Source organism: Sphingomonas sp. GW821-FHT12D09, assembly GCF_058807215.1.
The window spans coordinates 161,996-174,520 of the sequence record NZ_JBXAQL010000004.1 but is presented as its reverse complement, the minus strand read 5'-3'; the positions used below and the strand labels follow the sequence as shown (position 1 = coordinate 174,520).

The window sequence follows — 12,525 nt, the reverse complement described above, 5'->3', positions numbered from 1 at the left end:
CGCCGATAACCGGGGGCAGGGGTCGCATAAGGGGGATTTCAATGCATCAAATGCTGCGCGTCGCGGCACTGCCGCCATTGCTCGCGCTCGGCGCGGCGGGTCCCGCGCCCGATCCCGTCATATCCTACGAGCTCGCGCCCGAGATGCAGGGCGACACGATCGCCGCGCTCGATGTGACCATCCGCCTCCGGGCCGACAAGTCGGGCACCACGACGATCGACTGGGTCGATGAATGGGCCGGCGAGCACAAGCTCGGCCAATGGGCACGCGACATCCGCATCGATGGCGCCGCCTCCACCGCCTTGGCGCCCAATGGCGGCCGCATCGTCCGCTCACGGCCCGGCGCGCCGCTGGTGATGCGTTACCGGATCGTCTCCGCCTATGACGCCGATCCGACCGCCAAGAACAGCGAACAGGCGCAGCCGGTCGTGCGCCCCGGCTGGTTCTATTCGGTCGGCGAAGTCCTCTATGTCCGCCCGCTCGGCAGCGACGGCGCGCGCGCCCGCTTCGCCTGGAAGGGACCCAAGGGCGTCGGCTTCGCCTCGGACACCGAGCACGCCACCAATCTGGGCGGCGATCCGCGCACCGTCGGCGACATGCTCGAAAGCATCGCCATCGGCGGGCGCGACCTCTCCGTCTCCACGATCACGCTCAACGGCGCGCCGGTCCGCATCGCGCATGTCGGCCGCTTCGAGTTCGACACCCAGGCCTTCGACAAGGTCGCCGGCCAGGTCGTCGCCGCCGAGCGCGACTTCTGGCGCGATACCAAGGCGGGGCCGTTCCTGATCACTGCGGTGCCGCTCACCTCGGTGCCCGGCCGGATCAGCTATCACGGCACCGGGCGCAGCGATGCCTTCGCCACCTGGATCGACAGCAGCGCCGAGCTGCCCGGCATCGTCTGGCTGCTCGCGCATGAATATTTCCACACCTGGAACGGCCGCCAGCTCGGCCGCTATCCCGAGGGCAAGGAGGCCGAGGCCTATTGGCTGAGCGAAGGCTTCACCGATTTCTATTCGCGCCGGCTGATGCTCCGCGCCGGGCTGTGGACGCCCGAGAAATTCGTCGCCGACTGGAACGAGATGCTGCGCGCCTATGCCGCCTCGTCGCTGCGGTCGACCGGCAATGTCGAGGCCGCCGGCAAGTTCTGGAGCGGCTATGAAGCGCAGAAGCTCCCCTATCAGCGCGGCTCGATGCTCGCCGCGCTATGGGACCGCCAGCTCCAGGCCAGGGGGCTGGGCGACCTCGACGCGGTGCTGCGCGCCCAGCGCGCCCGCACCCAGGCGGCGAAGGAAACGCCGCAGCTGACCGACGCCTTTGTCGACGAGATTGGCCGCGCCGGGCTCGACATCCGCCCGGACGTCGCGCGCTACCTGACGAACGGCGAGCCGCTATTCCTGCCCGAAGACGCCTTCGGCGCCTGCGCCCGGCTGGTAACCGCCGATGTCCCGCTGTTCGAGCGCGGCTGGGATTCGGATGCAACGGCCAAGGCCGGCAACATCATCGCCGGCATGGATCCCGCCTCCAACGCCTATGCCGCGGGCCTGCGCGACGGAATGAAGATCGTCCGCCGCGTCGCCGGCGAGCCGGGCAATTCGGCGGTCGACTATGTCATCGAGGTGCAGGAAGGCGATACGAAGCGCAGCATCACCTTCCGCCCGGCGGGCAGGAAGACGCTGCGCATGCAGCAGATCGCCCTCGACCCCGTCCGCTTCGCGGCGGAGCCGGAGAAGTGCAAGGCGGCGCTGGCGGGGTAGCCCAAACTCCTCCCCCAGCGTGCTGGGGGAGGAACTTGATTACTGGCCCCGCGCCGCCTTCAGCGCCTTCCCCCACCATTCCAGCTCCTCGAACAGATGCCCCAGCCGCGAATTCTCGCGCGCGTCGGCATTGAACCGGTCGCCCTCGCGCCGCGCCCAGATCCCCTGCAGGTGCAGCGCGCCTTCCAGCGGCGCCATCTGCAGCTCGCGTGAGACCATGGTCAGCTGCTCCACCGATCGCGCGCCGCCCATGCCGCCATAGGCGACAAAGGACACCGGCTTGCGGTTCCACTCTGCATAGACGGTGTCGAGCGCGTTCTTGAGCACCGCCGGGATGCCGTGGTTGTACTCGGGCGCGATCAGGATGAAGCCGTCGGCGCCCGCCACCTTCTCCCCCCAGGCGATCTGCTTGGGATCGCTATAGCCGCCTGCCGCGGGCGGCTTGGCGTAATGGTAGAAGGGCAGGTCCCATTCCTTGAGGTCGATGCGCTCCGCGTCGAAGCCCTCGCGCGCCGCCGCTGCCTCGACCACCCAATTGCCCACCGGCTCGGCCATTCGCCCCTCGCGAACGGACCCCAGGATGACGAGGATCTTCAGCGGCTCGGCCATGTTCTTCCCTTCATTTGACTAAGCGCTGTCCTACAGCGCCGATTTGTGGTTCAGAATGGCCGATGACGGACTTTGCTCCAATCACCCATTTGGCGGTTCTTGCCGGCGCTGCGCCGCGTCCCCACGTTTCGGGGGAAGCCCTCGCGCGTAGATGTCGTGACTTTTGTGACTTTCCGCCTCCCGCACGCGGTAGTGAGTCAAGAGAGTCAACATTTTCGGGTCGAGGCGCCGGGAAGGCAGCGTCGAATCACCGGGCTTCCCGCAACGCACAAATTGCGCTACGGGCGCGCCAACTTATTTCCAGGATAGCATCATGAACCTTCGCAACGTGGCGATCATCGCCCACGTCGACCATGGCAAGACCACGCTCGTCGACCAGCTCTTCCGCCAGTCCGGCACCTTCCGCGACAACCAGCGCATCGAAGAGCGCGCGATGGATTCGAACGACCTCGAAAAGGAGCGTGGCATCACGATCCTCGCCAAGGCGACGTCGGTCGAGTGGGAAGGCACGCGCATCAATATCGTCGATACGCCGGGCCACGCCGATTTCGGCGGCGAGGTGGAGCGCATCCTCTCGATGGTCGACGGCGTGATCCTGCTGGTCGATTCGTCGGAAGGCGCGATGCCGCAGACCAAGTTCGTCACCGGCAAGGCGCTGAAGCTCGGCCTGCGCCCGATCGTGGTCGTCAACAAGATCGACCGTCCCGACGAGCGCATCCAGGAAGTGCTCGACGAAGTGTTCGACCTGTTCGTGTCGCTCGAAGCGACCGACGAGCAGCTCGATTTCCCGGTGCTCTACGCCTCGGGCCGCAACGGCTATGCCAATGAATCGCCGGAGCTGCGCGAGGGCACGCTAAACCCGCTGTTCAAGAAGATCGTCGATCACGTGCCGGCGCCGTCGGCAGATCCGGATGGTCCGTTCAAGTTCCTCGTCACGCTGCTTGATCGCGACAATTTCCTCGGCCGCATCCTGACCGGCCTGGTCTTCTCGGGTTCGGTCAAGACCAACCAGCAGATCCATGCGCTCAACAACGACGGCAAGATCGTCGAGACCGGCCGCGCATCGAAGATCATGACCTTCCGCGGGCTCGAGCGCGTGCCGACCGACGAGGCGCAGGCAGGCGACATCATCTCGCTGGCGGGCCTGACCACCGCGACCGTGTCGGACACAATCTGCGATCCGACCGTGACCGAGCCGCTCCACGCCCAGCCGATCGATCCGCCGACGCTGTCGATGCGCTTCTCGGTCAACGACTCGCCGATGGCGGGCCGCGAGGGCACCAAGGTGACGTCGCGCATGATCCGCGACCGCCTGTTCCGCGAAGCCGAATCGAACGTCGCAATCAAGGTCACCGAAGCCGATGACCGCGATTCGTACGAAGTCGCCGGCCGCGGCGAGCTTCAGCTCGGCGTGCTGATCGAGACGATGCGCCGCGAGGGCTTCGAGCTCGGCATCAGCCGTCCGCGCGTGCTGTTCGGCACCGACGAGGACGGCAAGAAGACCGAGCCGTACGAGACCGTCATCATCGACGTGGACGAGGAATATTCGGGCACGGTCGTCGAGAAGATGAACATCCGCAAGGCCGAGATGACCGACATGCGTCCCTCGGGCGGCGGCAAGACCCGCATCACCTTCTCGGCACCTTCGCGCGGCATGATCGGCTATCATGGCGAGTTCCTGTCGGACACGCGCGGCACCGGCATCATGAACCGGCTGTTCGAGAAGTACGGCCCCCACAAGGGCCAGATCGAAGGCCGCAAGAACGGCGTGCTGATCTCCAACGGCTCGGGCGAAGCGAACAGCTACGCGCTCGGCCCGCTCGAAGAGCGCGGCATCCTGTTCGTCGGCCATGGCGAGCAGCTCTATGAGGGCATGATCGTCGGCGAGAACGCCAAGCCGGACGACCTCGAGGTCAATCCGATGAAGGCGAAGCAGCTCACCAACTTCCGCGCTTCGGGCGGCAAGGACGACGCGATCCGCCTCACCCCGCCGAAGAAGGCGACGCTCGAGCAGGCGATCGCGTACATCGACGATGACGAGATGGTCGAGGTCACGCCCAAGAACATCCGCCTGCGCAAGCGCTTCCTGGATCCGCACGAGCGCAAGAAGGCGAGCCGGGCGAAGAACGCCGCTTAAGGCTTTCCTACAGCTGTCGAACTGTGATTAGCTCCGCCCGGTCCCAGTGGATCGGGCGGAGTTTTTATGCTGTTGATGGTGCTGGCCCTGATCGTCGCGCAGGATGCGACCGCTGCTGCACCGAAGCAGGATGCGGCGGACGGCAAGCAGAGCTGGTCGATCCTCGTCGATCCGTGCACCAGCGGCCCGCGCCGCAAGGCAGACGAGATCGTCGTCTGCGGCCAGGGTGCCCAGGCCGAGCCTCGCCTGCCGCTTCCCGCCGAACGCGGGCCTCCGGACCGGCCGATGCCGAGCAATCCCGATGTCAGCGGCATCGGCGCGCTCAACGCCAGCATCGCCCCTTGCGCCACCCGTTCGCAGGGCTGCACGACGGGCATCAACATCCTGGGCGGCGGCACCGCGCTGATTCGCGGCATCGGCAAGATCATCGATCCGAACAGCTGCTGCGAGGACCCCGGCGAGGCGACCAATCCGATCCAGCTGGTCGGCGACGCCGTCGGCGCGGTGAAGCGAACTTTCAGAAAGAAGCCGGACAAGACGGGCCGCGTCGCCATCGCCCTCGACGACTTGCCCCCGCCCGAGCCGCGACGCCTGCGCGATATGGAAGTCCGCATCCCGCTTCCTTGACCCCCACTTTCTTGACGGGTGTCACCGGTGTCATCTAGCATCCGTTCAAACAAACATCGGGAGGGTTGGGATGCGGAAGGGAATGATCGCGGGACTTTTGCTGCCGCTTTCGGTTGGGATGGCGCAGGCGCAGACCATTCCACAAGACCGCCCGTCCGCGGTGCCGATCAAGGCGTCCAAGATCATCCTGGTCGGCGATTCGACCACCCAGGTGCTGTCGGGCTGGGGCGGCAGCTTCTGCGCCACCCATGTCACCAGCTTCGCCGCCTGCGTGAACCTCGCCCGCGGCGGGCGCAGCAGCTACAGCTACCGGGCCGAGGGCAGTTGGGACCTCGCGCTGGCCGAGATGAAGACCCCGGGCTTCGTCAGGACCTATGTCCTCATCCAGTTCGGCCATAACGACCAGCCGGGCAAGCCGGGCCGCTCGACCGACCTCGCCAACGAATTTCCGGCGAATCTCCGGCTCTATGTGAAGGAGGCCCGCGCCGCCGGCGCCGAGCCGATCCTGCTCACCCCGCTCACCCGCCGCCAGTTCAAGGCGGGCAAGCTCGACCGCGACCTCGATGCCTGGGCCGACGCGATTCGCAAGGTCGCAGCCGAGCTCAACGTGCCGCTGGTCGACCTCAACAAGCGCAGCGCCGATGCAGTCGAGGCGCTGGGGCCTTCGATGGCCAATCGCTTTGCCCAGGTCGCGTCGACCCGCGAAGTGTCCGCCGCTGCGCTCACCGGCACGACGATCGCCAACCCCGTCACCGCTGCTGCGGCCACCGCCACGCCGCAGAACAATGCAGCAGTTGAGCCGCTCGGCGACGCCAAGCTCGCCTTCGACTATACCCATCTCGGTCCCGTCGGCGCCGACTTCTTCTCGAAGATGGTGGCCGACGAACTGGCGGTCGTGGTGCCGAAGATGCGGCCTTTGCTGGTGCCCTAGCTGGCCAGGCCGAGCAGGATCTTCCACTCTTCGTCCCGCACCGGCGTGACCGAGAGGCGCGACTGGCGGAGCACCTCGAGCGTGGCGAGCCGAGGCTCGGCCTTGAGCGTTGCGAGCGTCACCGGCCTGGCGAGCTTGCGGACCGGCTTCACCGCGACACTGGCCCATTTCCCGTCATCGCCGTCCGGTTGCCAGGCCCGGGTGATCTCCATGATCCCCACCGCGGCCTTTTCGGTGTTCGAATGGTAGAACAGCGCCTGATCGCCCGGCTCCATTTCCTTGAGGAAGTTCCGAGCCGTGTAGTTGCGCACGCCGTTCCATTCGGTCGTGCCGTCGCGGATCAGATCGTCCCAGCTATAGGCATCGGGTTCGGAGCGGAGCAGCCAGTATCGCATGGCGCCGCATTAACCGCCTAAACCGCTGCTTAACAACCGATTCCGAACCAGTTCAGCTGCCGTGCGTTATCTCCCTAACCTCAGCGCCGCGACTCGTCCTCCTCGGACGGCCTGCAGCGCCCGGAGATGAGGAGGAAAGTGATGACCAATTTCGTGAAGAAGACAGTGCTCGCCACTGCCCTAGGTGCAAGCGCACTCGTTGCCGCAGCGCCGGCAGAAGCGCAGCGCCATGGCGGGTATCGCGGCGACTATCGTGGCCACTACCGCGGCCATGACGATACCGGCACCGCGATCGTCGCGGGTATCGCCGGCCTGGCCATCGGTGCCGCGATCGCCGGCAACGACCGCCGCTACGACTATGACCGCGGCTATTACCGCCAGCACGGCTATTACCCAACCGATGGCTATTATTATCGCAACGACTACCGCCGTAGCTATCGCGGGAATTATTGCGAGGTCCGCCGGGTCTACGACCCCTATATCGGCCGCCGCGTCGCAGTGCGCTACTGCCGCTAACACTTTCGGGGGGGTAGCGTGACGCTGCCCCCCCCCGCTAGGCTGCGGGCATCGGACATGATTTGCCGCTCCAGCCCTTCGATCCTTCCGATCCCTATCGCCGGGAGGCGCAGACCTTTCCAGCGCTTTCGGGCGATATGGCCGGTCGCATCGCCGGCTTCGGCACCGTCGAGGAACTGCCCGACGGCGGCAGCCTGTTCGAGCGGGGCGATCGCAGCGTCGATTTCTTCCTGATCCTCGACGGTGCGGTCGAAGTGCTCGACGCCGATGCCAAGGGGCAGGAATGCCTCGTCCATCTCCACGGGCCCGGCCAGTTCACCGGCGAGCTCGACCTGTTCAACGACCGCAAGATTCTGGTCACCGCGCGTGCCCGGCCCGGGACCAGGGTCGCCCGGGTGGGCCGCACTGCCTTCCGCCGCCTGATCGCCGCCGAGCCCGATATCGGCGAAGTGGTGATGCGCGCCTTCATCCTGCGCCGGGTGGGGATGATGCTGCACGGCCAGGCCGGCGTCGCGCTGATCGGCCCTGCGCATGGTGCCGACACGGCGCGCATCGAGACCTTCCTGCGCCGCAACGGCCTGCCGCACCGCCGGATCGACACCGAGACCGAAGTGGATGCCGGCGGCTTCATGGAATGCTTCCACCTGACCACGGCGGACCTGCCGGTGGTCCTAGTCCGTGGCCAGGCGCTGCGCCGGCCGAGCAACGCGCAGGTGGCCGACGCGCTCGGCCTCACCGTCGAGCTCGACCAGAGCCACGTCCATGACGTCGCGGTGGTCGGCGGCGGGCCCGCCGGCCTGGCCTCCGCCGTCTATGCCGCGTCCGAAGGGCTCGACACGATCGTCATCGAATCGATTGCGCCAGGGGGGCAGGCGGGTACCAGCTCCAAGATCGAGAATTACTTGGGCTTTCCGACCGGGATCTCGGGCCAGGCGCTGGCCGGCCGGGCCCAGGTGCAGGCACAGAAATTCGGGGCACGGCTGCTCGTCTCGCGGGGCGCGGCGGGGCTCGACTGCTCAGGCGTGCCGTTCATCGTCAAGCTCGACGACGGTACGGAGGTGCGCGCCCGCTCGGTGGTGGTCGCCACGGGCGCTCGCTACCGCAAGCTCGATTTGCCGCGCTATGGCGAGCTGGAGGGCAACGGCATCTATTATGCCGCGACCGCCATGGAGGCCGGGCTGTGCGCCAACCAGGAAGTGGTGGTGGTCGGCGGCGGCAATTCGGCCGGCCAGGCGGCGATGTTCCTCTCCAAAAGCGCCGGGCACGTCCACATCCTGGTGCGCGGCCCAGGCCTGGCCGAGACCATGTCGCGCTATCTGATCGAGCGGATCGAGGCCTCGGACAAAATCACGCTCCATCCCTTTACCGAAGTGACGGCGCTCGACGGCGACCGCCATCTGACCGGCTGCAGCTGGACGCATCGCCACAGCGGCGAGGAAGTGCAGCGGGACCTGGGTGCGCTGTTCGTGATGATCGGTGCGGTGCCTTCGACCGACTGGCTCGACGGTTGCCTGGAGCTGGATCCGGCGGGCTTCGTCAAGACCGGCAGCGGCGAGACCTTCTTCTGCTCGTCCAAGCCGGGCATCTTCGCGGTCGGCGACGTCCGCTCGGGATCGGTCAAGCGAGTCGCCTCCGGAGTGGGTGAGGGATCGGTCGTCGTCTCCTCGATCCATCGCTACCTTGAAAGCCTGCGCCAATAGCGGCAAAGGGCTGGTCATGAGTGACACGCCTCCCGACCGCTTGTCGGTCAACCAGAACAGCCCCTTTTTCCAGCGCGAGCTGCTGGAGCGCGGCATCGGCATCCGCTTCAAGGGCGTCGAGCGCCGCGACGTCGAGGAATATTGCATCTCCGAAGGCTGGATCCGCGCCGCGCTGGGCAACAAGGTCGACCGCAAGGGCAACCCGCTGACCATCAAGCTGACCGGCCCGGTCGAGGCTTGGTTCGAGCGTCCGGCTGCCGGCGCCGCGGAAGAGACTTCCGAAGGCTGATCTTCAACCGATTGGTTGAACGATTCGTTGACTCTATTGATAGTCCCACGTGCACGTGGGGACGCGGCTTCGCGTGTGCTGAGTAGGTTCGACGCTGAGAAAGAGCCTGTCGGGGATGACAGGCGAAATCCTATTTTGGAAGGGCTTTTCTTAGCCACTCGCCGTCACCCTGAACTTGTTTCAGGGTCCAAGGTTGGGCTGGGCGGCGGCTTGGCGGATCAGGCGGTGTGGCCTGCCGCGTATTGGATGCTGAAACGAGTTCAGCATGACGGTGGGGGCAGAGGTTCCGCGATCCCCAGAAGCGGTGCCAGGTCGTTCCATTCGGGATTCTGGCGTTCGATCAGGTTGCACTTCCAGTCTCGATGCCAGCGTTTGAGTTGCTTCTCGCGAGCAATGGCCGCGTCCATGCATTCGGCGACTTCGTACCAGACGAGACGATAGGTCCTGTACTTGCTTGCGAAGCCGCGCGTGATTGCGTTGCGATGTTGGTAGAGGCGGCCTGGCAGGTCTGAAGTCACGCCGATATAGATCGTGCCCCTCGCGCCACTGGCGAGGATGTAGGCGCACGGGGTGCGATCCCTCGCCATTGTCAGCCCTTGCCGCACATTGGATGCTGAAACGAGTTCAGCATGACATTACCCTCCGAACACCGCCCGCGCCGCGTCCTCGAAGGCCTTGAGTGCGGCCATGTGGGGGAAGGGGCCGTGGCTGATGCGGGCCACGCCGGTTTCCGCCACCGCCCCGGCTTCCGGTGCGCCGGGGAAGGCCATGAAGTTCACCGGCAGGGGCACGGCCTTCGCCACGCGCTCGAGCAAGGCAAGGTCGGCCAGGCCGGGGACGAAGAAGCCGCTGGCGCCGGCATCGGCATAGGCCTTGCCGCGGGTGATCGCTTCGTCGGCCATCGCGGCGTCGTGCGTGTCGCCCGGGGCGATCAGGAAGATGTCGGTGCGGGCGTTGAGGAAGAAGTCCGGGCCCACCGTCCAGCGGATCGCCGCGATGCGGGCGGACTGTTCCTCGACGCTGTGCATGACCCGCGCCGCGGTGCCGTGGCTGGCGACGATCTGGTCCTCGAAATTGCAGCCGATCGCGCCGGCGGCGGCGAGCTTCTCGACATTGGCGGCGACCGCGTCGGGATCGACGGCATAGCCGCCTTCGAAATCCACGCTGACCGGCAGGCCGACCGCGCCGACGGTGCGCCGCGCATTCGCCAGGGCGAGGTCGAGCGGCAAGCTTTCCGCGTCGTCATAGCCATGCGCAGTGGAGACCGAGGCACTGCCCGTGGCGATCGCCTTGGCCCCGGCACGCTCGGCGATGCGGGCGCTGCCGGCATCCCAGACGTTGAACAGGATCACGGGATCGCCGGGCACGTGCAGCGCGGCGAAGCTCTGATACTTGGACATAAGAACCCCTCTTGTTCCTGGATTGTTCTAGAGGGATAACGACGTTACGGCAAGGGGGCCGGGCGGCCGAACCATCCGAATATCGTCATGCTGGGCGCGTTCGGCATCCAGGCTGCGGCAGGCGATATCCTCTCGATTCGAAAGGCTGTAGCGCAGTGCGACCTTGGACGCCGAAACAAGTTCAGGGTGACGCGGTGTGTGTCGCGGCCGTCGAAAGCCTCAGTGCAGCCGGGCCCCCGCCGGGGCGTGGCGCACGGGATGTGCCGCCGCGTCGGCGATCTGGAACCGCGCGGCGCTGTCGGCAAGCGACTCCACTTCGTCGCTGAGCTTGCGCGCGGTGGCGGAGGTTTCCTCGACCATCGCGGCGTTCTGGGTGGTGGTGGCTTCCATCGTGCCGATCGCGCTGCTGATCCGGCCGATCGCCTGGGCCTGGGTCTGGTTGTCCTCGGCCATCGCGCCGAGCAGCTGGTGGACCTGGGCGACCTGTTCGGAGATGCTGCCGAGCGCGCCATCGACCTTCTCGACCGCTTCCACCGCATTGGCGATGTCGCCCTGGGTCACGGTGAGCTGCTCGCGGGCGCGCTTGGCCTCCTCCTCGGCGCGCATCGCCAGGGCCGAGACGAGATCGGCGACGACCGCGAAGCCGCGGCCCGCCTCGCCGGCCCGGCCGGCCTCGACCGCGGCGTTCATCGCGAGCACGCGGGTCTGGAAGGCGATCTTGTCGAGACCTTCGATCACGTCGTCGATGCCGCGGGCGCTGTCGGAGACGCGGCCCATCGCGCCGACCACCTCGTCGGCGACGGTGCGGCTCTCGCGCACGGTGAGGATCGCTTCGTCGGCGCGGGCGACGACACCATCCGCGCTGAGCGCGATCGCCTTGAGACGATAATCCATCTGGCCGATCGCCTCGCTGGTCTGCTCGAGGCTCGAGGCAGTGCTCTCGGTGCGGCGAGCGAGATCCTCCGACGCCGAGGCGATCTCGCTCGAGGCGAGGCGGATCGCCTCGGTGCCGATGCCGACCGAACCGATCAGCTTGCTGAGGCTCTCCACCGCTTCGGCGAAGTCGGCTTCGAGCGTGGCATAGGCGGCGGGCAGGCGCCGGGCCATGCCGCCGCGCAGGTCGCCCTTGGCGAGCGCGGAGAGGCTGGCACTCACCGTCTCGATGACCGAGGTGAGCTCGGCCTCGTGGCGGGCACGTTCGCGGGCGGTCTGCGCTTCGATCTCGGCGCGCTGGCGGGCGCTGGTGTTGAGCGCGTCGATCAGCCCGGCCATGCGCGCCGCCAGGAAGACGAGCGCGCCGGTCTCGGCGATCAGGATCACGGCGTGGAGCAGGATGCGGCCTATACCGCCGCCGCCGAGGAACACCCAGTCGGGGACCAACATGCCCATGCCGAGATGGTGGAGCGCGACCACGCCGGCGCCGGCGACGAGCGCGCGCCAGTCGCACAGCATCGCGGTGGTGGCGAGCGCGGCGAAGAACAGCATGTGGAGATCGACCTGCCAGGGCTGGCCCTGGAAGATGAACAGCATCACCGCCGGCTGCGCAACCATCGTCATGGTGACGGTCATCCGCGCCGCCGCATCGGTACGCCCGTTGAGGGCAAGCCAGATCGGCCAGGCGGGCAGGGCAAGGGCGAGGACAAATGCCACGCTCTCGTTGCGCACGTCGGTGAAGAAGGTGCCGGCAACAGTGACGAGTGCCATCGCGGCCATCAGCGCCGCGAGCAGCTTCATACCCGTGCGGCGCATCGCATCTAGGGAAAGTTCGGTCATTGCGGGGATTCCGTGAATTCGCCGCAGATGCGCGGCTCGATGCTGACGAGGATCATGCCGTGCGCGAGCGCGGCGGGAAGGAGGCGGGCGCGTTCGCCCGCGACGAAGCGCGAGGCCGGCAACGGGCCGACGGCACCCATCGTCGCGCCGGCGCCCAGGCCGACAGCCTCGACCGCCGCGGCATTGGTGGGGACGAGGGGAACGAGCAGCATCGTGCCGCGCGGCGGCGGCACGAAGGCGAGCAGGCCGGGGGCGAGCAGCAGCCCCGCTTGCCAGACAAGGGCAAGCGGCAGTCCGGCGCGGGGAAGGGCGGGGCTGTGGTCCACCCGTTATTATAGAGGGTTGGAGGCGGTTTGGGGGCTCTTCGTCCCCGAAGGCGGGGATCCAGAGCCAA

At 67.0% G+C, this 12,525-nt stretch carries 13 protein-coding genes; 7 read left to right on the top strand and 6 right to left on the bottom strand.

The window, feature by feature from the left end:
- Positions 1-41 precede the first annotated feature (41 nt).
- Complete coding sequence (locus AC1RPL_RS18005; protein WP_493071267.1) at positions 42-1,754, top strand: M61 family metallopeptidase; 1,713 nt, start codon at positions 42-44, stop codon at positions 1,752-1,754.
- Positions 1,755-1,793: 39 nt separating this feature from the next.
- Here the strand turns inward: AC1RPL_RS18005 and AC1RPL_RS18000 are convergent, their stop codons facing one another.
- Positions 1,794-2,363: an NADPH-dependent FMN reductase gene (locus AC1RPL_RS18000; RefSeq protein WP_493071265.1), complete on the bottom strand. Its 570-nt coding sequence runs from the start codon at positions 2,361-2,363 to the stop codon at positions 1,794-1,796.
- A 313-nt stretch (positions 2,364-2,676) separates the two neighbouring features.
- Here AC1RPL_RS18000 and typA point away from each other — a divergent pair, with 313 nt between their 5' ends.
- From typA to AC1RPL_RS17985, 3 genes are all read left to right on the top strand, one after another.
- On the top strand, positions 2,677-4,500 hold the full coding sequence (gene typA / locus AC1RPL_RS17995) for a translational GTPase TypA (RefSeq protein ID WP_493071263.1): 1,824 nt from the start codon (positions 2,677-2,679) through the stop codon (positions 4,498-4,500).
- Between the two features lie 66 nt (positions 4,501-4,566).
- Positions 4,567-5,127, top strand: coding sequence for a hypothetical protein (locus AC1RPL_RS17990; RefSeq protein WP_493071261.1), 561 nt, complete (start codon positions 4,567-4,569; stop codon positions 5,125-5,127).
- A gap of 82 nt (positions 5,128-5,209) precedes the next feature.
- Positions 5,210-6,058: a rhamnogalacturonan acetylesterase gene (locus tag AC1RPL_RS17985; RefSeq protein WP_493071259.1), complete on the top strand. Its 849-nt coding sequence runs from the start codon at positions 5,210-5,212 to the stop codon at positions 6,056-6,058.
- Here AC1RPL_RS17985 and AC1RPL_RS17980 read toward each other — a convergent pair.
- On the bottom strand, positions 6,055-6,453 hold the full coding sequence (locus tag AC1RPL_RS17980) for an EVE domain-containing protein (RefSeq protein WP_493071257.1): 399 nt from the start codon (positions 6,451-6,453) through the stop codon (positions 6,055-6,057). The genes AC1RPL_RS17985 and AC1RPL_RS17980 overlap by 4 nt on opposite strands.
- Before the next feature lie 141 nt (positions 6,454-6,594).
- Between AC1RPL_RS17980 and AC1RPL_RS17975 the strand changes: the two genes are divergently transcribed.
- The 3 genes from AC1RPL_RS17975 to AC1RPL_RS17965 all read left to right on the top strand — a co-directional run bounded on the left by AC1RPL_RS17975 (position 6,595) and on the right by AC1RPL_RS17965 (position 8,958).
- Positions 6,595-6,969, top strand: coding sequence for a hypothetical protein (locus AC1RPL_RS17975; protein ID WP_493071256.1), 375 nt, complete (start codon positions 6,595-6,597; stop codon positions 6,967-6,969).
- A 62-nt stretch (positions 6,970-7,031) separates the two neighbouring features.
- Positions 7,032-8,669, top strand: coding sequence for an FAD-dependent oxidoreductase (locus AC1RPL_RS17970; protein WP_493071254.1), 1,638 nt, complete (start codon positions 7,032-7,034; stop codon positions 8,667-8,669).
- Positions 8,670-8,685: 16 nt separating this feature from the next.
- A complete protein-coding gene (locus AC1RPL_RS17965) occupies positions 8,686-8,958 on the top strand; it encodes a DUF3297 family protein (protein ID WP_493071252.1) in 273 nt (90 codons plus the stop codon).
- Between the two features lie 260 nt (positions 8,959-9,218).
- On the opposite strand, the gene AC1RPL_RS17960 is transcribed toward AC1RPL_RS17965, so the two are convergent.
- From AC1RPL_RS17960 to AC1RPL_RS17945, 4 genes are all read right to left on the bottom strand, one after another.
- Positions 9,219-9,545 (bottom strand): GIY-YIG nuclease family protein, encoded by a 327-nt coding sequence (locus AC1RPL_RS17960; RefSeq protein WP_493071250.1) that lies wholly within the window; start codon positions 9,543-9,545, stop codon positions 9,219-9,221.
- Between the two features lie 48 nt (positions 9,546-9,593).
- Positions 9,594-10,358, bottom strand: a complete 765-nt coding sequence (locus tag AC1RPL_RS17955; RefSeq protein ID WP_493071248.1) for an isocitrate lyase/PEP mutase family protein — start codon at positions 10,356-10,358, stop codon at positions 9,594-9,596.
- A 219-nt stretch (positions 10,359-10,577) separates the two neighbouring features.
- Complete coding sequence (locus AC1RPL_RS17950) at positions 10,578-12,131, bottom strand: methyl-accepting chemotaxis protein (protein ID WP_493071246.1); 1,554 nt, start codon at positions 12,129-12,131, stop codon at positions 10,578-10,580.
- Complete coding sequence (locus tag AC1RPL_RS17945; RefSeq protein WP_493071244.1) at positions 12,128-12,457, bottom strand: hypothetical protein; 330 nt, start codon at positions 12,455-12,457, stop codon at positions 12,128-12,130. Before AC1RPL_RS17945 ends, AC1RPL_RS17950 begins: the two co-directional genes overlap by 4 nt.
- Positions 12,458-12,525 lie beyond the last annotated feature (68 nt).

Excerpts from the sequence above, each read along its gene's own strand:
- AC1RPL_RS18005 (WP_493071267.1), top strand. The coding sequence starts at position 42 with ATGCATCAAATGCTGCGCGTCGCGGCACTGCCGCCATTGCTCGCGCTC.
- AC1RPL_RS17955 (WP_493071248.1), bottom strand. The coding sequence starts at position 10,358 with ATGTCCAAGTATCAGAGCTTCGCCGCGCTGCACGTGCCCGGCGATCCC.
- AC1RPL_RS17990 (WP_493071261.1), top strand. The coding sequence starts at position 4,567 with ATGCTGTTGATGGTGCTGGCCCTGATCGTCGCGCAGGATGCGACCGCT.
- AC1RPL_RS17975 (WP_493071256.1), top strand. The coding sequence starts at position 6,595 with ATGACCAATTTCGTGAAGAAGACAGTGCTCGCCACTGCCCTAGGTGCA.
- typA (WP_493071263.1), top strand. The coding sequence starts at position 2,677 with ATGAACCTTCGCAACGTGGCGATCATCGCCCACGTCGACCATGGCAAG.
- AC1RPL_RS17980 (WP_493071257.1), bottom strand. The coding sequence starts at position 6,453 with ATGCGATACTGGCTGCTCCGCTCCGAACCCGATGCCTATAGCTGGGAC.
- AC1RPL_RS18000 (WP_493071265.1), bottom strand. The coding sequence starts at position 2,363 with ATGGCCGAGCCGCTGAAGATCCTCGTCATCCTGGGGTCCGTTCGCGAG.
- AC1RPL_RS17965 (WP_493071252.1), top strand. The coding sequence starts at position 8,686 with ATGAGTGACACGCCTCCCGACCGCTTGTCGGTCAACCAGAACAGCCCC.
- AC1RPL_RS17950 (WP_493071246.1), bottom strand. The coding sequence starts at position 12,131 with ATGACCGAACTTTCCCTAGATGCGATGCGCCGCACGGGTATGAAGCTG.
- AC1RPL_RS17985 (WP_493071259.1), top strand. The coding sequence starts at position 5,210 with ATGATCGCGGGACTTTTGCTGCCGCTTTCGGTTGGGATGGCGCAGGCG.
- AC1RPL_RS17960 (WP_493071250.1), bottom strand. The coding sequence starts at position 9,545 with ATGGCGAGGGATCGCACCCCGTGCGCCTACATCCTCGCCAGTGGCGCG.